This is a genomic window from uncultured Imperialibacter sp. (genome assembly GCF_963974565.1).
Taxonomy (GTDB): domain Bacteria; phylum Bacteroidota; class Bacteroidia; order Cytophagales; family Cyclobacteriaceae; genus Imperialibacter; species Imperialibacter roseus.
The window spans coordinates 113,371-138,896 of the sequence record NZ_CAXBCJ010000015.1 but is presented as its reverse complement, the minus strand read 5'-3'; the positions used below and the strand labels follow the sequence as shown (position 1 = coordinate 138,896).

The following is a 25,526-nucleotide window of genomic DNA, read 5'->3' as shown; positions in this document are numbered from 1 at the left end:
TATAACTATATAAATAGAACCCGAAGAAAATGGTGTGTGGGATTCCATTCCTAAAAAATTTGTTGGTGCCGTTGAGATACTTCTATAGCTTCTCGAAAAATATTCCATGAAGAGAAGAGTAGTTTTGCTGCTGCTGGTGGTTTTGAGTTTTGGAAGCGGTTTTTTTGTAGCCTCCAGACATCCGTTTTCCAGGAAGGACATAGGCTCCGCACAAAAGCTTATCGGTCTGCAATTCGGCAAAGGCGATGTGGACACCATGTTCGCCTATCTGGAAAGGAACCTGACGGGTTATGAAGCGATGAGAAGCCTTCGGTTGCCCGAGACAACTGTGCCGCCTCTGCTTTTCACCACCAATTATCGGACGGGCTCCAAAGAACAGCACAAAAAAATCGATTGGTCTGTGGAAGCCAATCCGGACGCAGTTTCTGAAGAGGAGCTGGCTTTTTTAAATGTTGAACAACTGGCTGCCCTAATCAAAGCAAAGAAAGTTTCTTCAGTCGAGCTGACTCAGCTATTTCTCAGCCGGATTAAGCAATACGACCCAACACTGCTGGCGGTGATAACCGTAACCGAGGAGCTTGCTTTGGCCCAGGCTCGAAAAATGGACGAAGAGCTTGCCGAAGGTAAATACAGGGGCCCTTTGCATGGCATACCCTACGGCATTAAGGATTTGTTTGCGGTGCAAGGTTACCCCACCACCTGGGGCTCAAAGCCGTACGAGCATCAGGTGCTGGATTACAATGCTACAGTGGTAACAAAGCTTGAGGAGGCCGGGGCCGTGCTGGTTGCGAAGCTCACCTCAGGTGCTCTTGCCCGTGGCGACGTTTGGTTTGGTGGACAAACGAAAAACCCCTGGGATACCACGCAGGGAGCCAGCGGCTCCTCGGCCGGAGTGGGGTCGGCAGTGGCTGCAGGGCTGGTGCCATTTGGTATCGGTACGGAAACACTTGGCTCTATTGTAAGCCCATCGTCCCGTTGTGGTGTGACCGGGTTGCGCCCCACTTTTGGAAGGGTGAGCCGATACGGCTGCATGAGCCTGAGCTGGAGTATGGACAAGCCTGGGCCAATTACCAAAACGGCCATGGACTGTGCCATTGTGTTAGAGGCCATTATGGGACCTGACAACCTTGATCTTACTGTCGATGATGTCCAGCTCCAGCATCCGGCGGTGCTCTCGGCCAAATCGCTGCGAGTGGGTTATTTGAAGGGCATGATGGAGAGCGACAGCACAGAGTTGGGGAAAAATGCCATTGCCCTGCTCAATGGGCTAATGGAGGCAGGCTATGAAATGCAGGAGATTGAGTTGCCTGCGGAGGATTCAATCCCCTACAGCTCTTTTGATGTGATCCTTAGGGCCGAGGCCGGTGCTTTTTTCGACGAGCTGGTGCGGAGCCACGGCGTCGATAAAATGGTTGAGCAGACGGGCGGATCAAGGGCTAATTCGCTACGACAATCAAGGTTTATACCGGCAGTGGAATACCTTCAGGCCAATAGGCATCGACAGGTGTTGATGGACAAAATGGATGAAACGATGGCTGAAATAGACATACTCATTGCACCGACGTTCAGCCGCCAGCTACTGATAACGAACCTGACAGGTCATCCGGCGCTGGCATTTCCCACAGGCTTCGACGACAAATCGAGACCAACAAGCCTTACCCTGGTCGGTCATTTATTTGAAGAGGAAGAGCTGGTGGCCTTTGGGGCCCAGATTCAGGCGCTGACTGACTTTCACGTTCAGCATCCTCCGATGTTCAAATAAAAAACCCCTCTGCCGCAGACAGAAGGGTTCTCACTTTTCTATTGGAAGGGGTTTTTACTCACCCACCATTATGAACGCACCCCAGTAGTAAGGCTCAGGGTATTTTTTCTTCAGCGACTTTTGCGCATTGATAAATGAAGCATGCTTATCGCCTGTCTTAAGCCAATTTTCATAAAAGTGAGTCATGAGTTCTTGTGTGGCATCGTCATCTACTGTCCACATCGACATGATCATGCTTTTGGCTCCGGCCACTCTGAATGCCCTCTGTAGTCCGTAAACACCCTCGCCGTTTTGTACTTCGCCAAGACCCGTTTCGCAGGCAGATAGTACTACTAACTCAGTACCATCAAGGTTGAGGTTCATTGCTTCGTAGGCAGTTAGAATACCGTCGTCGTCTGTCATTTCGCCGGTTGCCAGAAAGCTATTGGCTCCTGCAAACACCAGACCCGACTTAAGAAGCGGGTTCTCAATATACTTAGTGTCGATAGCCTCTTCAGGCTTAGGATCCTCAAGGAAAAACCCGTGCGTGGCCACATGTAAAGTGCGGGGATATTTGACACTCTTAAGCGATGTCTCGATAGCATTGTCGCCCAGCACAACTTCCGATGAAGTTTTGCTCGAGGTGTAAAGGGCGTTAATTTTTTCCACCTCTACTTTTGTTCCCGGGAGAAGCGCAAGCAGGTCGTCACTGTTGATGTAGCGGTTGAGGTTTCCTCTGATTCCTCGTGGAAGGCCCCTGGAAGCTCCCCTTGTCAAACCACGGCTAGCGCTTTCTTCACCATCTGAACCTCTCGACCCCCGTGTTCCACGAGTGCCTCTGGTTCCCCGCACCCCCCGGCTATCTCCACCGCCTTCAGCGGCAGCTGCCACTACGCTGGAAGCAATGGCTTCTTCAGCTTTTATGTCTTCAAAGGCGCCTTTGTTATAGTTGGGATAGCCTATGAGCACTGCTTTGCCGTCCTTAGTTTGTAAGGCCGACTGTTTTCTTTCCTCTACGAGGTCTTTGGTATTGGTTACTACCTGAATCTCTATTTCGTCGAGCGTGTAATTGCCGGTATCTGGGTTTCGCAGGGTATAGATGCTGATTTGGTTAAAGGCCCCATCTGGTGACAAATACACCTTTTTGACGCCTTCTAATTTATTGGCGATAGGCTTCCAGAATAGTCCGTAAGAGAAGTCTTCTTCAATTTTGTACCGGATGGCGTTCCTATAGTTGGCCAGGTAGCGGTCTTCCATTTGGTTACCATTTCTTATAATCACCAGGTCAGGGTTGTCCTTTGTGTCGCTGCGAACAATCAATGCTGCGTAAAAAACATTATCTGTAAAAATGCCGCTTGAATCGGGCTTGAATTCTCTAAAGCGGATAATTTCTACAGCAGCTTCTCCAGGCTTAAGCTTGTCCCGTACATTTTGCCAGGTGTAGTCTTTCTTCACAAACGTATTGGAGAAAGCAGCCGAAGCGGTACTTAACTCCCTTTCAAGGCTATTGGCAATGTTAGATAGTGAGTCAATTTTTCGATTTCTGATGTCCAGTTCCTCATCGTTTGAAGAGTATAACTTGGCGATCTTCTCCTTTTGACTTATCCAATCCTGGTACTTGTTGATGATAACGGTATCACCACTGTTGAGGATGCTTTCACGCACTTTGTTGGTGGCATACAGAATCAAGCCTTTAGTAGCGAGCTGAATATTGTACATATCGCCAATAAGCGCAGGGTTGTCCTGGAACCTGTCAATGGCAAAGGAATTAAACTCTTCGAAGGCAGTTCGTAACTTGGTATAGTAGAACGTTGCTTTTTCGTCTTCGCTAAGAATTGGGAAGTAAGCGTTGATCTGAGTGAAAAAGTTATCAAATGTTTCCTTGTAGAATGCTTCAGCACCTTTTGAGTCCTTTTGTGCCCATTTAAGGATAGCTAGCTTATTTGTCGTTTCAGCATATTTTGGATGAGTGGCACCCAGCGCTCTTTTCCTTATTCTTAAAGATTCGCTATAATACTTATCGGCTTCGCCATAGTTTTCTCGCTTGAACTGAAGATTACCCATGTTGTGTACACTATTGGCGTAGTCAGGATGATCTCCTCCCAATACGGCCTTATCGGTGGCCAAGACTTCGGTCATCGTGCTGAGAGCCTTTTCCAGCTGGCCATCGTTGATATATGCAAGTGCCAGGTTGGCCTGAGTGTAGGAGTAGTCGAAGCTATCGGCGCCCATCACATCACCAATAATTTGCATTGCCATTTCGTATGCTTCGATGGACTGAGTGTGATTTCCCATATAATTGTAGACCGACCCAAGTGCGTCGAGAGAGTAGGCATACAAAGGAGACTCTACTCCGTACAAAGTCGAATCTATTTTGAGTGCCTGTGTAAAGTAGTTGACGGCTTCCTCGTATAGGCCCATTCTGAATTTTACGGTGCCTGTATAATTATAAATAAGACTTTTTACCTGCTCGTTTTCTCCCTGAAGTCTGTTTAGAATTGAGTTAGCCTCTGTAAGCGTTTCCTCGGCTTCGGAATAGCGGCCTGCTGACTGATAGAGATAACTCAAACTGCTTAATGCAACCACATAATCAACCGAAGCACTCCCTACGCTATTTTCCAGCAACTCTAGTGCCCTTTCGAAAGTCCTTTCTGATTTCGAGTATTCTCCTGTAGCGGTGTATAAAATGGCTAGGTTGGTGACCACCGAAGGATAATTAGGATTATCACTATCAATCTCTCGCATCAGTTTTCTCAGTGTTGTTTCGCTGTCTTTGTAGCGTCCCATGCTCTTGTAAAGGTCAGCAAGGTTTTTCACTGTCCTGGCGTACTCTTCACTCTTATCTCCATAGGCCTTTTTGTCTTCGTCGACCAGTTCTAAAAACAGCTTTTCTGACTCCTGATAGTCGCCAAGCCCCATGGCATAGAAAGCCAGGTTGAACAACAAACCCCCATAATTGTATTCTGATTTATCCTGAATGGATTGTCGTAGGGCATATTCCTTTTTGTAGTAATCATAGGCCTTCATAGGGTCGCCCTCCACATCGTACGACTCGCCCAAAAACGAGTAAATGAGGGCAGTAAGGGTATCTTTTTTAGGCTCGGAGAACTTTAGAAGATCGGCTTCGAGATCAAGGATAGTGGCGTAGTCGTAACCGTCATAAGCTTTCTTTGCCTTTTCAAAAGTTTTTTTGAAAGGCTTACTGTCAAACTTATACTGGGCTGATGTCGGCAGAAATGCAATTGTCAGAAAAAAAATCAGAAAGCCTTTAAAAAACAAAATGGGGGTCTTCATGAACCGTCAGATTTAGGTTGATTGCTTTAACCGAACAAGTTACAACATAGAAATATAATAATCCCAGAAGAAAATAGGATTTCTCTAATTCGGTTGGCGATCGGTTGAGTTTTTAAACTGGAGACAGACAAAAGATGACTAAAGACCTGGGCATATCCGATCATTGGAGGAGATATCGTGAATTTTTTTTATATAATCTGGTTGGCGGAGTAGTAAAATTTAGCTTTTGAGCTTATGTTTAGGAGAGAATGTGCTAATCGAACTTTTTCATCGCTTAGTTCACGTTTCACTGTTTCCTTCAGCTATTGAATAATTTTTTTAAAAGGGCTCAAATTGAGTACCTGGCCAACTTCATTCGTTCAGGTTTTTTATTTCTTCCAGGGTTTACTATGCCTTCACCGAAGTTCCATTTTCCTCCTTTCAGGATACTGTTAGTAGTATGCGCTATTTTCTTGTCGTTTTCAGAAGCCTTTTCGCAAATGACAGTGGCCACTGTTACTCCGAGCCTAAATGCGGGCAATGTAAGCCCGGCTACCAATCTGGTCATTTCATTTGATACAAACATTAATTCAGTCACCGTTGATGGCAACATCCTGATCAGGGGTGCCATTTCCGGCACTATTTCCGGCATTTTTAACACTACCGGCACCGATGTTACTTTCGATCCCACCAATGATTTTGCGCCTGGTGAAGTAGTAACGGTGACGGTTACTGATGCTGTGCTGGGTATTGGGGCTGAAGTAGCCACTCCGTATACTTTTTCTTTTACGGTAGCGGCCGGTCTATTTGAAGGAGCTTTTATCCCGGTATCAACCGCAATTACTGGCGTTGGAGAAAACGCCGGTTCCGCATGGGGAGACTATGACGGCGATGGTGATCCCGATCTGGTTGTTACGGGGTTTGATAATAATTACGACCCTACAACGGTGATCTATCGAAACGACGCTGGTGTTTTTACAGACATAAGTGCCCCGTTGCAAGGGGGATTTTACAGCGCCGTAGCCTGGGGTGATTACGATAATGATGGGGACCTGGATTTGTTTTTTGCTGGTTCCGATTCGTCTCCCGTTCGCTATGCCATTATATATAGAAATGACGGAAGCGATACCTTTACTGATATCAGCGCAGGTCTTCAAGGAGTGGACTATGCTAGCGGTGAGTGGGGAGATTTCGACAATGATGGCGACCTGGATCTTGCTTATCAGGGAAGAGTTACCAACAGTCCTTCAGATGTTACATTTGCTGCCATCTACAGAAATGACGGAGGAGATACTTTTAACGATATAGGCGCTGGGCTAACGGGACTGTTCCTTGGAGATATTTCATGGGCGGACTACGATAATGACGGTGATCTTGACCTGTTCAGTATGGGTGCTAATGATGCATCAAGTCGTGAAAGTACCCTCTATCAAAACAATGGAGGAGTCTTTACAAATGCAGATGCAGGAATAATAGAGAAGAGTTACGGTAAAAGTGATTGGGGTGATTATGATAATGACGGTGATTTAGACTTGCTTGTTTCCGGTGTTGAAAATGGATTTGGTGCACCTAACCTGATCCGCATTTATCAAAATAGTGGCGGAGTTTTTACAGATATAAATGCCGGACTGCCTGAGAATTCCGAGGGAGAGATTAAGTGGGTAGACTACGACGGCGATGGTGACCTTGATATATCGGTGAACGGCTCTGGCAGTACGAATGATCCCACTACCACGATTTACGACAATAGTGGCGGCGTTTTCACCGAAGCGAATATTACCTTGGATCAAATCATGTATGGCACCATCAACTGGGTAGATTTTGATGGAGACGGCGACCTTGATTTTTTTCAGACTGGGTCAGATGACTTTGGCTCTACTTTCAGGGCGTCGCTATGGGAAAATACGCTTCCCCCACCGGCCATATTTAACGCGACTAATGTTTCCACGTTTGGCTTTACACCCAATCTGATTGCACCGTCCGGGGCAGTTGATCTTCTTGTGGATGTTTCTACCGACCCAGCATTTGGCTCATTCCTGCCGTCAGGTCAGAATATTAGTGTGGGAATATCGGGAGGAGTCGATATTAGCGTGACCCTCACCCCGGGAACACAATACTTCTACCGGGCCAAGACTGATTTTGGTGGAAGTGAAAGTTCCTACTACGTGTCGAACGGTTTTATGGTCCGCCAGGGAAATGCCTTGCCATTTACTGTGGACGATTATGTGGAGATGTTCGATAACCCGATATTGGAACCAGCAGGTGCTTTCACTATAGAATTTTGGTTTAGTACGACTGCCACAGGTAATAAGGTATTCATCGAAAAAGGAAATTCAGATACGGAATATTCGGTTCAGCAATCATTGGGGGATCAAATAACTCTTGTAGTTAACGGTGGTTCCATGCAAACTAATGGCACGTACAACGATGGTGTCTGGCACCATGTAGCGGTTGTGTATCGTGGTGCAGGCGACGGAACCATTTATGTAGATGGGGTTGACGATACAGACACAGGGACCAACACTCTCGGGACACCGGCCTACTCATTCGGTCGTTTGAACATAGGAGATCGAAGGTTTGGCGGAAGCTTCAATATCGAAGGAAGCATCGACGATGTACGCATTTGGGACGGGGAGCGTACGTTGAGCGAAATCAATGACAACAGATCTTTAACACTCGTGGGTAACGAAGCAGGGCTGCTTGCATACTATCGTTTTGATGAGGTATCAGGTCTGGTGTTGCCAGACTTGACCGGCAATGGGTTGAATGGAGAGTTGATGAACATGACTGGCACAGAATGGATAGCTTCCGGTGTGCCTGATCCGGCCAAAACCATTTACGTGAAGGCCGATGCATCCGGATTGAATAACGGAACTTCGTGGACGAATGCTTATACGGATTTGCAGGACGCCCTGGCCGCTGCTGCAGATGGTGACCAGATATGGGTGGCCAACGGTGTATACAGGCCTGATGGGATCAATGCGGGCAACACATCTCTTTCGTTCGTGATCACTCAAAACGATCTGAGTATTTTTGGTGGTTTTGATGGCATTGAAGGAAGCCTTGGTGAGAGGTACGCAGATCCGTCGCAGACGGTTTTAAGTGGTGACCTCAACGGCGACGATGACTTCAACTTTTCTTTTATTTCTGACAACTCAAATAACGTCGTTATCATCAGCAACGTGACTGGGGTTTACCTAGATGGTCTGACAATTAGCGGGGGTAATGCGGCCGGCGATGGTGGCGGAATCTACTCATCAACGGCTGAATTTAGTATTAATAATGTGTTTGTTGAGTATAATTATGCCGGAACAAGTGGCGGTGGCGCTTATATCACGGGCACGAGCATAACAATCCTTAACAGCCATTTCCAGAACAACCAGGCAACGACTGGTGGAGGAGCTTATTTGGACGCTTCGGAGCCATTCATCTACAGAAGCGTCTTTCAATATAACGACGCAGTTTCTGGCGGCGGGCTTTATATGAATGGCTCAAACCTGATTGACAACTCAGTGAGCTATTACAATAAATTTCTTAACAATGGAGCTACAGCTACAACCGGCGGAGGTATTTACCTCCAGGAGAGCTACTTTGAGGCTTTTCAAAACCTTTTTGCTGGCAACTTTGCATATGATTACGGTGGGGCGATTGTCGTCGACGACCTGTCTACCTCTATCGTGGTCAATTCTACCATTGCTGACAATGCTTCGAATGACGGACCAGGCGCCCTGAACTTCTTTTCGGGCGCAACCATACAGATTGATAATTCGATTTTTTGGGGGAATACCTCGGTGGCACAGGCAGGTAGTTTGAAAAACTTTAACGACGGCGGAGCGTTTACGATCCAGAACTCCATAGTGGAGGATTGGGACAATACGGCTTACGCCGCTGAGACTGAGAGTAATATTTACCTCACCGATCCCCTGTTTATCAATTCGGCCAACCAGGACTATCACCTTTTGCTGCCATCACCAGCTATCGATGCCGGCGACAATTTTGTTCTTGAACAACCTTGGTATATAGACATATTCGATGAGGATCAGGATGCGGACTATCTGGAGTATGCGCCGTACGATTTAGGAAAGAACCCCAGATACTACAACTTTACAGTAGATTTGGGTGCTTTTGAACACCAGGGCAATCCTGATCCTTTGTTGTTTGCCTATGTAGATGTGAATGCGGTTGGCAACAACGATGGGAGTACCTGGACGGACGCCTTCACCGATTTGCAAAGTGCACTTGCCGCAGCGGTGGATGGTACGGAGATTTGGGTAGCGGCAGGCAATTACTATCCAAGCGGAGACGATCCGTCTATTCCTTTCGTGATCCCAACGGGAACATCCGTTTATGGGGGCTTTAACGGGACAGAAACAAATCTTTCGCAACGAGATCCGGTGACTAATGTGACTAGTCTTGATGGCGATTCTCCTAATTTTCTCAACAGTTACCTTGTCGTTTATATTGGAGGCTCTGGCAACAATGCAAGGCTTGACGGTTTTACTATTAGTGGCGGTAGCGGGGAGTTTGGAACCGATAACTATGGCGGAGGCATTAAGATCGAAGGAGGTGCTGATCCCATTTTGGCCAACCTCACCATTCAACTTAATCAGAACGATTTCGGTGCCGGCTTATATGTAGGTAATAGCACCGTTACTATTGAGAAGTCTTCATTTCTTTCCAACTCGGTGATCAACTTTGGTACTGGAGGGGCCATTTATGCCGACAATGCTATCATTAAGATTTCGAATAGCTATTTTAACAACAACACAGCGTGGGAAGCCGGCGGTATTTATCTTTCGAACGGATCTTCTCTACTGGCTGTCAGTGTCGATTTCGATACGAATAGTGCGTTTGGCCTGAATGGGGGAGCCATTGGATCCCTTGATTCAGACATTTCCCTCACAAATGGGAGATTCTACAATAACTCTGGGAATCCGGGTGCTGGGATTTATTTTAAATCGGCTTCATCTGATCACAGTGTGATCTTAACTCAAACAACATTTACCACTTCATCCAGTAGCGATGGAGTAGCAGTTGTTTCTTCCGGCGGCTTTGTTTCCAGCGCTGTCATTAGCAACAGTATTCTTTGGGCTAATGCAGGTAGTCAGATCAATATTATCGACGACGGCTCCAATCTTGACATTTCCAACTCGGTTGTGGATTCCTGGAACATAGGAGATTATTCGGGCTTTGCAGGAACAATTACCGCTGCCAATATATCGGTAGCAGATCCCCTTTTCACCTCGTCAGGCACTGGAGACCTCTCCATCCAAAGTGGGTCTTCAGCGCAGGATTTCGGCGATATCTCGTTCCTTCCGCTTGACGACCTTGACGTCGACAACGATGCGAATACTGTTGAAGTGTTGCCTTTGGATTTGGCGGGCAATCCCCGTATTTCGAATGCTCAGGTCGACGCTGGTACATATGAAATTCAGGTGGGCCCTGGTCCTTTTGTAGTAACTTCCAATAATGGAGAAACGCCCGTGGCTGCTGTTAACAATGGCACGCCTGATGTTGTTGTGGCGGGATTAGCTGTTAATATCACTGCTGGAACCACATTGACGAGGGTCGCTTTTACGTCAAGTGTGGACCTGAGCAAGAGTTTCCAGAATTACAGACTGTACTACTCGGTAGATCAGTTTTTCTCCACTGGGGGCGACAATGTATTATTAAGCAGTAGTCCATTTTTGTCAATTACAGATATTGAATTCCAGTCTCTCAGTGAGGTGCTGACTGCCGCTGACCATTACCTTTTCCTTGTGGCAGATACTAAAATTGAGGCGAACCCCACCCAACCGGGTATTAGTTTTGCCTCTTCCGAGTTGGGTATTGATTTTTCAACAGGAACGGTTGATCCATTCACCTATAGTGGCCCAACGATAACATTTAAGGCGGGCCCCATTTTTAGTGCTACTGCTCAAAACAACACAGGCTCAGAGGTTACGGTTGGCAGCGGGTCATCAGGCATTGTGTTACTGGAAGCGCTCATTTCAGCTAATCAGTACGCCGAGCTCACCGGTCTGACTTACAACTTTTCAGAAGACCCCCAGGCTAACCTCCAGAACTTCCAATTAGTGATTTCTGCGGACAATAGTCTGGCCACTACAGGTGATAATGCAATTATTTCCCCTACTCTGGTGACAGCCAGCAATGCTTCTTTTGACCTCACTAATGAGCCCCTTTATGTGGCAGGAAAATATTTCTATTTTATTGCTGATTCACGAGCTGACGCTACCGGAACAGGTGCCCCGTTGACATTTTCGATGGACGATGCAAGCATCTCCGTGGCATTTGGTCTGGTTACAGGCATTAGCGTGATAAGTGACCCACTGGTAGTGACAACTGTGGTTACACCAACAGCACCAACTGGTCTCACATTGGGAAAAAATTCGGCAAATGAGGTCACTGGTAATTTTCCAACGTCAGGAGCTGAAGGCTATGTGGTTATTCGAAGATTGACTTCTTCGGCAGCCTATGTGCCGCAAAATGGTGCAGCCCTCACTCAGGGAGCAACGCCTTCCACCGACAACTACGTGGTGCAGGTAGGGGCAACATTTTCATTTACAGATACAGGCCTGGTTCCGTCAACCGACTACACGTACGATGTTTATGCATTTAACGGCACGGGAAGCAGCACCATTTATAGTGCAACTTCTGCCACCTCAAGTATCCTTACTTACCCCGCTACCCCGACTGATGCAGGCGCTCTTGCTCTCTCAAAGGACAAGGCGAATGCTATTAGCGGCTCTTTTAATGGCTTCGGGTCAGATGGTTATGTTGTTATCAGAAAGCTGACCAGTGCTGCTTCCTATACGCCTGTAACTGGTGTGCCGCTAACGCAGGGATCGACTCCGGCGGCGGACAATACAGTGATACAGGTTGACATAGCCACCAGTTTTACCGATACTGGTTTGCTGCCAGAGACGGACTACACCTATTTGGTTTATGCTTTCAATGGAACAGGAGCTGAAACAGTTTACAGCATCAACCCAGTAATTGCAAGTGTTTTAAGCTTTGCAAGTACTCCCATAGAGCAGGCAAGTGGACTAGTCTTGACTCAGAATGGCGCTGTAGTGACGGGCTCGTTTACGGCTGCAGCTGACGCAGCCAGCTACCTTATTTTGAGAAGATTGGTCGGAGTAGTTGACACGGCCCCGCTGGACGCCGCAGACTATGTGTATGGGGAGATTTACAGTGAACAATTCGTTGTTCAATCGGCAACGGCCCTCACTTTTTCTGATACCTTAAGCGAAGTTGCAGGCACAGAGATATTTTATGATATATACTCCTTCAATGGAACTACGGCGACTACGAACTACAATGTGACTAGCCCTCTTCAGGGCAGCATTGTTCTGGAAGCAATAGATTTGACGCCCACCTGGCTGGCTGCAACCAACATTACAAGCTTTGGTTTTCAGGCCAACTGGTCCGCTTCAGAGGCTGTTGATGGCTACAGGCTGGAAATAGCAACCGACGGACTCTTTACAAACTATTTGCCAGGCTACAATCCCTTTGAGACTGCCGACACCGTGGCCTCAGTGACTGGTCTTTACCATGCCACGAGCTATTTCATGAGGATAAAGGCATTCAATGCAGATGGTGAAACTGCCTATTCAGATACCCTTGAGGTCAAGACATTAAAATCTGACGAGTTGACGGAGGACTCAACAGCCCTTGTGAAAATCTATGATGAAATGGGAGGCGCCGGCTGGACAAATTCAGCAAACTGGAAAGCAGCTCAGGTGAGAGGTTGGTCGGGTGTTGTTGTTGAGAACAGCCGGGTGACGGCCCTGAACCTTCCCTCCAACAACGTGACGGGAGCTTTCCCAACGCTGACCGGCACCGAGCTAAATGCTTTGGTGCAGCTGGATCTGGCCAATAACCAAATCACCACGGTGCCAGCCAATGCTAACCTGTCAGCACTGCAGACACTCAACGTGTCAAATAACCGACTGGACTTTGGTTCGCTGGAGCAGTTTGCAGGAGTAACGACGTTTAGCTACTCACCGCAAGCGGACTTGTTTACCGCAGTTGACCTGCTTCAGGAGAGAGGAGAGCCTTTATCAATTGACCGGACAAGTGCAGGGACTTCAAACCAGTATCAGTGGTATAAAAACGGGACAGTCATCGATGGGGCCACCGGGCCGGAGTACACGATAGCCTTTCCAACATTTGCTGAAGAGGGGAGCTATACAGCTCAGATTAACAACACCCAGCTGCCCAACCTTACGTTGACCACATTGCCTGTGGCACTTCGGGTAAGCTCACTGGAACGGGACAGGCTGATATTGACCGAGCTTTATAACCTACTGGGGGGTGATAGCTGGAATAATAATACAAACTGGAACACGGCTGATATAGCGACCTGGTTTGGGATCACAGTAGCGAACGACCGTGTTACGGGCATAACCCTTCCATCCAACAATCTGCTGGGTGAATTACCGGTACGTCTCGGTGACATGCGAAGGCTGACAGTTATTGATATCTCCAACAATGAGGTAAGCAGCTTACCAACTCTTACTAACATCATAGCGCTTACCACCTTAAATGTGAGCAACAACCGGCTGCAGTTTGACGACCTGGAGCCCAACATAGGCATAGCCAGTATCAACTATGCCCCTCAGAAACTGACCGGCCAGGCCCGAGACGAAAAGATAGCTGTGAACACAGCAGTAACTGTAGAGGTGCCTGTTGGCGGCACAGCCAATAGCTACCAGTGGTACCACAATGGTTCATCGATAGCAGCAGGAACCAGCAGCACCTATCAACTGGGGCCGATAAGATATGAGAACATGGGAAGCTACGAGCTGGAGATAACCAGCAGCAAAGTGGCAGGGCTGACCTTGCGAAGCGAAGTACAAAAAGTGCTGGGCACCGCCACGATTACGGGTCTGATCTCCGACCTGAACAACGCTAGCGTTGCCAATGCAAATGGTGCATTGCTGGGAGTAAAGACCGGAGCGTACGATACAACAGGTTTTTACAACAGCGCAGCCAATGGAGGCTTTGAAATCAAAGATATAGTGTTGGGAGACTATCTTTTGTATGCCGAGCAGGACCACCAAAAATACATACCAAGTTACTACCGTAGTACGATCGACTGGGTGTTTGCTGATCTGATCCAGCTAAGAGACAATATTGGCGACCTGGTGTTGACGATGGTTAACGTACCGAGGGAATTGACGCCAGCAGATGGAGACAACACGTTCAAAGGTCTTTTTGAGTCGGACTTTGGGGACACTGGCGGCAAGGTGCTTGACCGCAGCCGTGTGCAGGGAGCAGGCGTGAGTGTGAGCCGTTCCCGGTTCAGGGCGAAGGACAATGAAGATGACTATGAGCTGATCGCCTATGTTCAAACAGATGAAACGGGTCAGTTTGAGATGAACAACCTGCCTGATGGTGACTATCGTGTTAATATTCAGTATCCGGGTATTCCGATGGATCCTACTTCTTTTATCGATTTTCAGCTTGGCGGTGGCACAGGCGTTGAGCAGAACAGAATCCGTATCAATGCGTTGGCTACGCCAACCAGCATTGTGGTGACCAAGGTGGAAGAGACGGGTATCTATTTGGATTACTTCAAGGGGCTGACGGTGTACCCTAACCCGGCGGATGACTATATCACGATACGGTACGAGAAGCTTGTAAAGGGCGAGGTTGTCGCAGAGCTTATGGATTTGAACGGTCAGACGATAATGTCAAAAGCGGTGCGGCAGGGCACCAGCCAGCAGACTGTATTGGATTTGACAGATGTTAAAAACGGCCTATATATATTGAGATTTTTTGACAAGCATGGGAATGGAGTAGAGATAGTCTCATTCAGGTTGATAGTGAAGAAGTAACCTGGATTCACATGCCATTCTGATTGGCAAATTTTTTAACACAAGTAGTGGTATTTCAGTAGATTATGCGTTAAGTTCTAATCTGTTATAGCCGCTCAGCCGACAAATTGCATCTGCAATCTAACCTTCGATCGTATGAAACTTGCTTTCAGAGGTCTCATGGTACTCATCATTTTTTTTTGCTGGCAAAACCTATTTGGGCAAAGCCGCAATGAGATGGGGATTCCACTAATAACGAATTTCAGCCATAAAGAAACTGGAGGGCACGCTCAAAACTGGGCCACGATTCAGGATGAAAAAGGAATACTGTACTTTGCCAATACCAATGGGGTTTTAGAATTTGATGGCGTTCGATGGAGGATAATTGAAACTAAAACCGGCCTGTTTTTCTCTCTCGCTAAGGATGAAAGTAATAGAATTTTTGCTGGCGGCTACGACGAAATCGGCTATCTGGCACCGGATTCAATCGGACAAATGCAGTTTGTATCCCTCAAGTCTGAAGTGGGGGAGGAAAATAGGGACTTTAGAAATATACGAAGAACCTTCTCTACACCTGAAGGGACTTATTTTTGTGGGTATAGTCACATTTTCCGATGGGATGGGTCAAAAATGAAGACCTGGCAGTCGGGCGAAAACACATTCGGCATCTCATTTTTTGTAAACAATGATTTCTATGTGCAGCAGCGAAATGTGGGTCTTCTGAAGCTTGTGGCAGACTCGCTGCAGCTGGTGCCGGGGAGTGAGAAACTGATGGACAAGCGATTCTATTTTATGCTTGGGAATAAAGCTGGTGGGGGCTTGGTCATTGGGACAGCAAATGATGGACTTTACCACTTCGACGGGACAGAATTTTCGGCGTTTCCCACTGAAATTGATGCTTTTCTTAAGGAAAGCCTACTTTATCATGGCATTTGGCTTGAGGATGGAAGCATGATGCTAAGTACCATATTGGGGGGAGCCGTAGTAGTTACCGGTGGTGGGGAGTTAAAATACAGACTTCATGCTGGGAACGGGCTTCAAAATGATGCGGTTCACGCTGCATTTGTTGATGATGGTGGTGCCGTATGGTTGGCGCTCGACAACGGAATAAGTAAGGTTGACGTTGCATCTCCAATTACTCGTTTTGACCAAAAAAATGGTGTTCGTGGCATAGTGAATGCCATTATCAGGCATGACAATGAACTATATGTAGCAACGGGCCATGAAGTCTCAACAATACGGAATGATAAGGACGGTGCAATGTTGAGCGGCATTGAGGGGGCCAATAACGCCTGGTCTTTTCTGACGGTCGACCGTTCTTTAGTAGTTGCCACCGATTTTGGCATTAAGGTATTGACTAAAAGCGGCTTCGAGCAAGTTCCTGTAGCTCCTCAGGGATATCGCCAACTTTATCAATCTCCTCAAAACCCAAACATTGTTTACGGCGGCACTACCGATGGCGTGGCAGTGTTCGAAGTGAAAGGCGGAAAATGGGAGAGTCTTGGAAAACTACCTGATGTCGGAGGGGAAATTCGCCGAATGCTGGTCGTGGATAGTATTCTTTGGATTAGCACCTTTCATCGTGGTATTTATCGACTGAAAACGGATCCTGGCTCACCGCTTGAGATTCAGGAGGCGCAGCTGTATGATACGCTGGGAGGCCTGCCCTCCATGGTTGAAAATTTCGTTTATCCATACGGAGGAGGTAAGGTTATAGTCACCCACCGTGGTATTTTTCAGTTTGATGCTGGGGTGAATAAATTTCGACCTGATTCTACTTTTGGAGATATGCTGGCCAATGGCTCTCATGCCGCCTATTTCTTTGAGGAAGGGACTGATGGTAGAGCATGGATACATATATACAATCGTGATAAGAAGGTTAGGGATACTGGCTATGCAAAGAGGGGAGAAGATGGAAAGTACGCCTGGGCGAATAACGCCTTTGCGGGATTGGAAGACGTCAACCTTTTTTACATCTATTCAGAGCCTAATGGTATTACCTGGCTGGGTGGCAACGATCTTTTGTTGCGACATGACCATAGCGTCTCTGTTAATTATGATAGACCTTTCAATACACTCATTAGGCAGGTTATCACCAAAAATGATTCCCTGATTTTTGGTGGGAACCAGAAGGAAAAAGCACTGGTAGTCCCCAAATTAGAGTTTCCGAACAATTTCATTCGGTTTCAATTTGCGGCGACCAGTTTCGACTTTGCAGAAAAAAACGAGTACCAGACTATGTTGGGAGGATATGATGAAGACTGGTCGGCCTGGACAACGGAGACACAAAAAGACTTTACGAACTTATCTGAAGGGTCTTATACTTTCTATGTACGAGGGAGAAACATTTATGGTGTGCAGGGCAAGGTTGATTCCTATGCTTTTTTGATCCTTCCGCCATGGTATCGCACCTGGTGGGCATTTGTCATTTACCTGGCGTTGTTTGTGGGAACGATACAGTTCATTATTCGTCGGCGCTCCAAACAACTTAAAGAAGAAAAATTGGTGCTTGAACGGATTGTAGGACAGCGAACACAAGAAATCGAGCAAAAGAATGCACAGCTTAAGGAGCAGGCCAGGCAGCTTCAGAAAATGGACAAAGTGAAATCTAGCTTCTTTGCCAATATTTCCCATGAGTTTCGAACACCGCTCACCCTAATACTTGGCCCGCTAAACGATCGGGCGGATGGCAACGATGCAGTGATGCCGGGCAGCGTGCTGAGCATGATGAAGTCCAACGCCGACCGGCTTTTGCGCTTGATCAACCAGCTTTTGGATCTGTCGAAGCTGGAGACCGGCTTGCTGAAGTTAGAAGCTGCAAAATATGATTTGGTAACATTTGTGAAAGGCCTGACCAGATCATTTGACTCGCTGGCAGAGCGCCGAGGGTTGACGTTGTCTATTTACTCGGAGGTAGACTCGCTGGACATTTTTTTTGATGTCGACAAAATTGAAAAAGTCTTTTTTAATCTAATCACTAACGCAATTAAGTTCACAGAAGACGGCGGAAGCATCAGTTTGACCATAAGAGAATTACAAGAATCCGTCGAAATTGATGTGGCGGATTCAGGCATTGGAATCCCTGAAGATCAACTGAAAAATATTTTCGAGAGGTTTTATCAGGTAGATAGCTCAACGACTAGATTTCAGGAAGGTTCAGGGATCGGGCTGGCGCTGACCCGGGAACTTGTTGAGCTTCATCATGGGTCAATTAGTGTCAATAGCACCAGAGAGAAGGGTACAGTGTTTACGGTCAAATTGCTTAAAGGAAGTGCTCACTTTGGGAAAGACGAAATTGTTGCAGAAAAAGTGACCGTCGATGTTGCCACAAAGCCGGCTAAAAGCAAAGTTTTGACAGAGAATAGTGTAGTGGCTGACGATGGCCGTCTCGTCGTGTTGGTGATTGAAGACAACTCGGATGTGAGAACCTATATCAAAAGCCAACTGGAGGGACAGTTTAGAATTCTTGAAGCAGGCGATGGAGAAGAAGGGTTGGCTATGTCCAAAGAAAAGGTACCCGATTTGATCATCAGCGATATAATGATGCCGGTCATGGATGGATATACATTGACGAAGAAATTGAAGGAACATGTAGCCACTTCACATATTCCTGTTGTGCTTCTGACCGCCCGGGCCGACAGTCAAGATAAAATTGAAGGGCTTGTAACAGGAGCTGATGACTATTTAACCAAGCCATTTGACGGAAAAGAGTTGGCCGTGCGGATTGACAACCTGATTAATATCAGACAAAAGTTGAGGGAAAGAATCCGCCAGCAGGTCTTGTTGGAGCCGACTCCAGTAGAAGCCATGTCAATGGACGAAACTTTTATCAGAAAAGCGGTGGCGCTCGTGGAGAAGCATCTGGCAGGTTCGGAATTAAGCGTAGAATGGCTGAGTGACGAGATGGCCATGAGTCGGATGCACCTCCACCGTAAGCTGAAGGCACTTACTGACCAATCGCCCAGCGAGTTCATCAGATCCATCCGGTTGAAGCGAGCTCACCAGCTCATCCGGAAGAGGAGCGCCACCGTGACAGAAATTGCCTTTGAGGTGGGCTTCAATAACCTTTCTTATTTTTCGAAATGCTTCAAAGAAGAGTATGGTTTGCTGCCCTCGGAACTTGAGGATAAATCAAGCGCTGGGAACTTCTGAGGTTTTTTGGGCTATATGTTACATCTGTGTGAGTCCGTGTTACGTGTCTGTTAGCATGTCGGTATCTGAGGGCCGAACTTGAAGCTATGAAAAAGCCAAAAGGCTGATCATCAGCTCAAGTTTTTAACTAACTCTCAGGATCATGAAAACCTTTTTTAATCAAAAAAATGGGCTTGCTTTTCTTTTGGGGATGCTCATAACTTACTTCGGAAGTGCTCAAAGCATTTTGACAGCGGATAGAAACCCGGGGGCAGTAGCCGTGCCGGGTGCTGTTTTTGTTGGTTCAACCGCTCTGCAGGACGCCATAGCGGCGGCGGTGGATGATGACATTATTCATGTAATCCGAAGCTCTAGCAGTTATGGAGCAATCACTATTGACAAGCGACTTAATATTTTTGGAATTGGGCTTTTCCCGGATACTGATGGCTCCAGCAGATCCTACGTAACCACGGTCGAGATAGCCGACCCGGCGGCAAGCGGTACCAGAATATCGGGTATGTATATTTCCTCCTCTCTGGCGCTTGGCGGTATTGCAGGGACACTATCGAATTTACTAATAGAAAATAGTGTAATCACAAGAATACAACATGCAGGAGCCATCACTGGTCTGAATAACGTCGTAGTCAGAAACAATATATTAGGCAGTGGCATTGGCAATAGCACTGAGGAGACAATCGATTTTCTTCAAGGCTATGTATCTAATATTGCAATAGTTAATAATATCATTTACGGTACCACAGCAGAAAGTTATGGGACCGCCACTTATGGATCAGTTACGACTGATCTCAGTACCATTGAAAACAATATTTTTATTCATACCGACGCAGAAGCAAATGGCTGGTTTGCTTTTAACCGGCTCACCAATTCTACTGTTAAAAACAATATCTTTTATGGCATTGGCCCAAGGGGCAAAACGGCTTTGTCAAACAACAGTTTCGAAAACAATCTTAGCTTCCATAGCAAGCCAACTCAAGGATTTCTCACTACTGGTGGCAACACAAGTGTTAATAATATTACTGGCCAAGACCCTCTTTTTGTCAATGTCTCATTTGGAACAGGAGTTCCCTCTCTCTCAACATTTGACCCAGCCCTGGATACGGGCTCACCTGCTCTTGGCTCAGGCACCAATGGCACCGATATGGGGGTGTATGGAGGCCCAATCCCTTTTAATTTGGAGGGCACCTTAATACCCACCATTCAGGTGCTCGATGTTCCTTCTATGGTGATTGAAGGCAATGACCTGAATGTGCACATCCAGGCCAAAGGAAACTAGTATAGCTCATCTCGAAAAAGATGAAAAGGCTTCTTTCCTTTTTGGGGTTGATATGCTGTGCGCAATTTGGGCTGGCACAGGCCCCGCAAATAACGGCCATGGAATACTATGTAGACGCCGACCCAGGTTTTGGCGGTGGTACCAGCGTTTTTTTCACACCTGCCGCTCAGGTAGATTTTAACTTTGCTGTGCCCACTGGCTCGCTTACGCCAGGCGTGCATACATTGTACGTTCGCACGATGGATGAAAACAACGTTTGGAGTCATTTTGAAAGAAGAGCTTTTTTTATCAGTCAATCCACAACCGAAACACGCAACAACATAGTAAGTATGGAGTATTACCTTGACTCTGATCCTGGTCAGGGTAATGGGACGCCGGTGGCGGTGACGCCGTCTGCTGATGTCGATGTTTTTGAGCTGATCCCCACGGCGTTCCTTAGCTCCGGTTTTCATAACATCTATTTCAGGGTGCAGGACGCATCCGGCCAGTGGAGTGCAGCAGAGCATCGGCCGTTTTTTATCAGTCAGTCAACGAGCGAGATCCGAAATGACATTGATGCCGTTGAGTATTTTATAGATGTTGATCCGGGTCAGGGCAACGGTGTGGCCGTAGCGGTAACACCATCTACAGATGTAGACCTGCTGGAGCAAATTCCCACTTCATCGTTAAGTGCTGGCTTTCACTCGGTCTATTTCAGAGTGCGTGATGCCTCCGGTCAGTGGAGTGCTACGGAGCATCGGCCGTTTTTTATCAGTCAGTCAACGAGCGAGATCCGAAATGACATTGATGCCGTTGAGTATTTTATAGATGTTGATCCGGGTCAGGGTAACGGTGTGGCCGTAGCGGTAACACCATCCACAGATGTAGACCTGCTGGAGCAGATTCCAACGTCATCGTTAGGTACAGGCTTTCACACGGTCTATTTCAGGGTACGTGATGCCTCCGGTCAGTGGAGCGCCACCGAACATCGACCATTTTTTATCACCACCTCGAGTGTTGAGGGTCAAAATACCATTACCTCGTTGGAATACTTTTTTGATGTGGATCCGGGATATGGAAATGGTTTGGCACTGGTCATTTCTCCTGGAACTCAGATCGATGCCGCTATTCCTATACCCATTGGGTCACTTTCTCCCGGGATGCATACGCTTCATATCAGGGCTCTGGATGATAGGGGGCAGTGGAGCCATATTGAATCAAGACCTTTTTTTAGAGATGGAACAAGGCTGATAACTACCGTTGAATACGCTATAGATACAGACCCCGGTGTGGGTCAGTCCACACAGGTGGTTGTGGCTTCTCCCCAAAATCCCATTGATGAAAATGTCAGTATACCTATTGCGGTCAATTCGTTAAGTAGTGGCAGCCATAATCTCTTAACGAGGGTAAAAGATGGAAATGGAGCGTGGAGCTTAACAAGTACGACTGCCTTCGAACTGCTAGGTTTTTCCCTTATGATAGACAGTGTGGCCCTTGATTCTATTTACAGAAAAACGGATGGAGCAAGTTGGGTAAATAGCACAAATTGGTTCAATGTGGATCTCAACACCTGGTACGGAATAGACACGCTGGGAGGCAGGGTGCAAGCGGTAAGCTTGAGCAGCAATAATTTGGAGGGCGGTTTCCCCTACGAATTGGCCTACTTATCTGAAGCAGTCAGTATTGATCTGTCGGATAACTTCTTGGCGGACAGCGTCCCTGAACAGATAGTGAATTTGCAGGCGCTGACCAGTTTTGACATTAGCAACAACGAACTAACCCACTTGCCCGACATGAGCTCACTCGGCCTGCTCGCCTCATTTGATGTGAGCAACAATCGATTTACCTTTGAAGATTTAGAGCCAAACGTAGGCATCATCACCGTCAATGCAGGACAGAAGCCGTTCGGCCTGAGCCAAACAATTGGACTAAATGCTGGAGATAGTCAAACATTGGCATTTGCAGTCGGTGGTATTAACAACGAATATCAGTGGGAGAAGGACGGGGAGGATATTGTTGGCGCCACAACTGATACGTACGAAATAACAAACTTTGGCCCACTGAACCTCGGTGTATATAAACTGAGGGTAACCAACACTGTAGTTATGGGATTGACCCTCATAAGTGAGCCAATCACCATTAAATCGCCAGCATCGGTGCTTTCTATTACAAGAAACGATGCCAACCCAAATAACTTTTCTTCAGTTAGCTGGACTGTCGCCTTCGACCAGCCGGTGACCGGGGTTTCCGAAGCAAATTTCTCGCTTGTCGAATCCGGCGTAGCTAGTCCAATCTTAATAGCTGTATCAGATGCAGATGGGGTCAACTGGGTCGTTGCAGCAGAATTTGGCGCAGCCGGGGGCACCCTGGGCCTAGATTTCACCGACAACGCTGGAGTTTTGCCAAGCGTTATCAACATCCCTTTCAATGGGGAGGTGTATAGCATCGACAATATCCCGGCCACTGCTGACTCCGTGATTGTGCAAAGTGGGCCCCTGAATCTTGATTCACAGTTATTAGACTTCGACATACTAAATGGAGAGATAGGAGCAACGTTTGAGTATTTTATTAATAGTGAGGCGGACAGCAGTGCCCTGACAATAAGTGGCAGTAACACTATTTCCTCTGACCCAGAGCGCCTTACCGAAATAGATTTGGCCAGCTTGGCCGACGGTATTTTCAGTGTTAAAGTTGTTTTAACCGATAGTCTTGGCAATCGGGGCGATACAATTAGTACCGAAGGGCTCAAAGACATTGTTCCCCCTACAGCCACGTTGACTTACAGCCTGCCTCAGCCGTCAATAACAGGCGTCATACCTGTTGACGTCCAATTTTCAGAAGCAGTCACCAATCTAACAAGCCAGGATTTTGAGGTGCTCAATGGCGTCGTGGATACAATTGTCCGAACCAACGCCTCAAATTATCAGCTTATTTTGTTGGTCACCGCAGACATTGCATTGTTGCAGGCAAGTCTTCGGTCGGTCGGTGTGACGGACTTAGCAGGGAATCTTGCAGAAAATAGTAATGTGCTTGAAATCCGGAAAATCAAGGATGGTGTCATCGCATCTGACTCCCTGGCCCTTGTGAGCCTGTATAATTCTCTTGACGGAGCTAATTGGGTCAATAATACTAATTGGCTTGCACCTGGCCAGAAAGTTGAGAACTGGTTTGGAGTGACGGCGTCTCTTTCAAGGATAACGGGCATTGATTTGGTAGCAAACGGCCTTAGAGGGGGTCTGCCCGATGATATTCTTGTGCTTGACTCATTGAAAACCCTCGATATCAGCAATAATCAGATTTCCAGATTACCCAACCTGACTTCAATGGCACTTTCTACCACCAACGTTGCCAATAATGTTCTTGATTTTGCCTCACTGGAATTCAATATGGGACTTGCTTCTTTCACGTTTTCGCCGCAGTCTGCGCTCCTTACTTTTACGGACACCCTTCAGGAGAGGGGCGAAAGCCTGATCTTGGATCGCCAGGTCGGAGGAAGTGCAAACAATTATCAGTGGTTTAAAAATGACCTATCACTAGAAGGTGCTGCCGGGTTCAATCATACAATCGATTTCCCAACATTTGCGGACGAGGGCAATTATTATGTAGAGGTTACCAGTAGTATTGTTCCGGGTTTGACGCTCACAACTAAGCCGGTAGCACTCAGGGTGAGCTCCCTTGAGCGTGATAGGTTATTGTTGGAGGAGTTGTATAGCTTAACCAGTGGCGAAGCCTGGATCAATAATTCGGGATGGAACACGGCCGATCTATCATCTTGGTTTGGTATAACCGTTGCCAGCGACAGGGTAACCGGGATTGACTTGCCCGCAAACAACCTTTCTGGTGACTTGCCGAAGTTTCTGGGAGATATGAGGAAGCTAACAAGTATCAATTTATCGGGAAATGAAATCACCAGCCTGCCAGTTTTGACAAATATCATTCAACTCACGATGCTCAATGTCTCGAACAACAGGCTACAGTTTGACGATCTTGAGCCAAATATCAACATTCCCAGCCTGAACTATAGTCCACAAAAATTGGCCGGAGTGATGTTGGAAGAACTGATACCAGTGGGGGCTGATTACTTACTCAGCGTATCGATTGGTGGCAGTGCCAATAGTCATCAGTGGTTCAGGAATGGCGTGGAGGTGGAGGAAGGCAATGCGGCAGAGTATACTATTGCTGGGATAGATTTCGCTACGATGGGCGATTACCAACTGGAAGTTACGAATGCCAGGGTACCTGGCCTGACTATCAAAAGTAGCGTACAGCAAGTTTTAGCCACAGCCAATCTTTCGGGTAAAATAACAGACAAAAGCGAGCTCCCTGTCAATGACGCCTTTGGGGCACTACTTATAGTTAAGGCGGGCGCCTACGATACCACAGGTCACTTCAGAAGCGGGCCAAACGGGACATTTGTCATCGAAGATGTGGTGCTGGGCGATTATCTGCTTTATGCTGAGCAGGATATAGAGGTCTTTTTACCAAGCTTTTACAAAAGCACCATCGATTGGGCCTTTGCCGATCTACTTCAGCTCCGTGGCAATGTTGGTGAACTTGTGCTTACCATGGAGGGTGTTCTGCCAGTGTTAACCCCTGTAGATGGAGACAATACCTTCAGTGGATTATTTGAATCTGATTTTGGCGACGATGGGGCACGGGTGTTTGATAGAAAACGGGTAAAAGGTGCGGGAGTAAGTTTGAGTCGCTCAAGGTTTAGGGCGAAGGATAACGATGAAGGCTACGAGTTGATCGCCTATGTTCAAACAGATGAAACGGGTCAGTTTGAGATGAACAACCTGCCTGATGGTGACTATCGTGTTAATATTCAGTATCCGGGTATTCCGATGGATCCTACTTCTTTTATCGATTTTCAGCTTGGCGGTGGCACAGGCGTTGAGCAGAACAGAATCCGTATCAATGCGTTGGCTACGCCAACCAGCATTGTGGTGACCAAGGTGGAAGAGACGGGCATCTATTTGGATTACTTCAAGGGGCTGACGGTGTACCCTAACCCGGCCAATAAATTCTTGACAATCCGTTATGAGAAATTAGTGAGGGGCGAAATAGTAGCCGACTTGATAGATTTGACGGGTCAGACAATAAGAAGCGCTAACCTTGAGCCGGGCTCTGATAGACAGGTTCTTCTTGACGTTGACGACGTGAAAGCAGGCATGTATATTTTGAGATTTTATGATACAACGGGAAATGGGGGGAGTGTTATTTCACTAAGAATAATAATAAGCAGATAGCTGGCATAAACCGGCTAATACCAACTTTACCACTTAGG

Annotated in this window: 6 protein-coding genes; 5 read left to right on the top strand and 1 reads right to left on the bottom strand. The window is 47.0% G+C overall.

Annotated features, from left to right (window positions below; genetic code table 11):
- Nucleotides 1–106: 106 nt before the first annotated feature.
- The gene (locus AAC052_RS19530; protein WP_339815139.1) at nt 107–1,762 is read left to right on the top strand and encodes an amidase; all 1,656 of its coding nucleotides are present in this window, start codon (nt 107–109) and stop codon (nt 1,760–1,762) included.
- A 54-nt stretch (nt 1,763–1,816) separates the two neighbouring features.
- On the opposite strand, the gene AAC052_RS19525 is transcribed toward AAC052_RS19530, so the two are convergent.
- Nucleotides 1,817–5,035 carry a CHAT domain-containing protein gene (locus tag AAC052_RS19525; RefSeq protein ID WP_317488850.1) on the bottom strand — a complete coding sequence of 1,073 codons (3,219 nt, stop codon included), beginning with the start codon at nt 5,033–5,035 and terminating at the stop codon, nt 1,817–1,819.
- Between the two features lie 389 nt (nt 5,036–5,424).
- Between AAC052_RS19525 and AAC052_RS19520 the strand changes: the two genes are divergently transcribed.
- The 4 genes from AAC052_RS19520 (at nt 5,425) to AAC052_RS19505 (ending at nt 25,488) form a co-directional block, all read left to right on the top strand.
- Nucleotides 5,425–14,856: an FG-GAP-like repeat-containing protein gene (locus AAC052_RS19520; protein ID WP_339815138.1), complete on the top strand. Its 9,432-nt coding sequence runs from the start codon at nt 5,425–5,427 to the stop codon at nt 14,854–14,856.
- A gap of 135 nt (nt 14,857–14,991) precedes the next feature.
- Nucleotides 14,992–18,987: a hybrid sensor histidine kinase/response regulator transcription factor gene (locus AAC052_RS19515; RefSeq protein ID WP_339815137.1), complete on the top strand. Its 3,996-nt coding sequence runs from the start codon at nt 14,992–14,994 to the stop codon at nt 18,985–18,987.
- A 142-nt stretch (nt 18,988–19,129) separates the two neighbouring features.
- Nucleotides 19,130–20,260, top strand: a complete 1,131-nt coding sequence (locus AAC052_RS19510; RefSeq protein ID WP_317488847.1) for a right-handed parallel beta-helix repeat-containing protein — start codon at nt 19,130–19,132, stop codon at nt 20,258–20,260.
- Between the two features lie 20 nt (nt 20,261–20,280).
- Nucleotides 20,281–25,488, top strand: coding sequence for a T9SS type A sorting domain-containing protein (locus AAC052_RS19505; RefSeq protein ID WP_339815136.1), 5,208 nt, complete (start codon nt 20,281–20,283; stop codon nt 25,486–25,488).
- The last annotated feature ends 38 nt before the right edge of the window (nt 25,489–25,526 follow it).

Bases quoted from the DNA above. Each gene is read 5' to 3' on its own strand.
- AAC052_RS19530 (WP_339815139.1), top strand. From the start codon at position 107: ATGAAGAGAAGAGTAGTTTTGCTGCTGCTGGTGGTTTTGAGTTTTGGA.
- AAC052_RS19525 (WP_317488850.1), bottom strand. From the start codon at position 5,035: ATGAAGACCCCCATTTTGTTTTTTAAAGGCTTTCTGATTTTTTTTCTG.
- AAC052_RS19520 (WP_339815138.1), top strand. From the start codon at position 5,425: ATGCCTTCACCGAAGTTCCATTTTCCTCCTTTCAGGATACTGTTAGTA.
- AAC052_RS19515 (WP_339815137.1), top strand. From the start codon at position 14,992: ATGAAACTTGCTTTCAGAGGTCTCATGGTACTCATCATTTTTTTTTGC.
- AAC052_RS19510 (WP_317488847.1), top strand. From the start codon at position 19,130: ATGAAAACCTTTTTTAATCAAAAAAATGGGCTTGCTTTTCTTTTGGGG.
- AAC052_RS19505 (WP_339815136.1), top strand. From the start codon at position 20,281: ATGAAAAGGCTTCTTTCCTTTTTGGGGTTGATATGCTGTGCGCAATTT.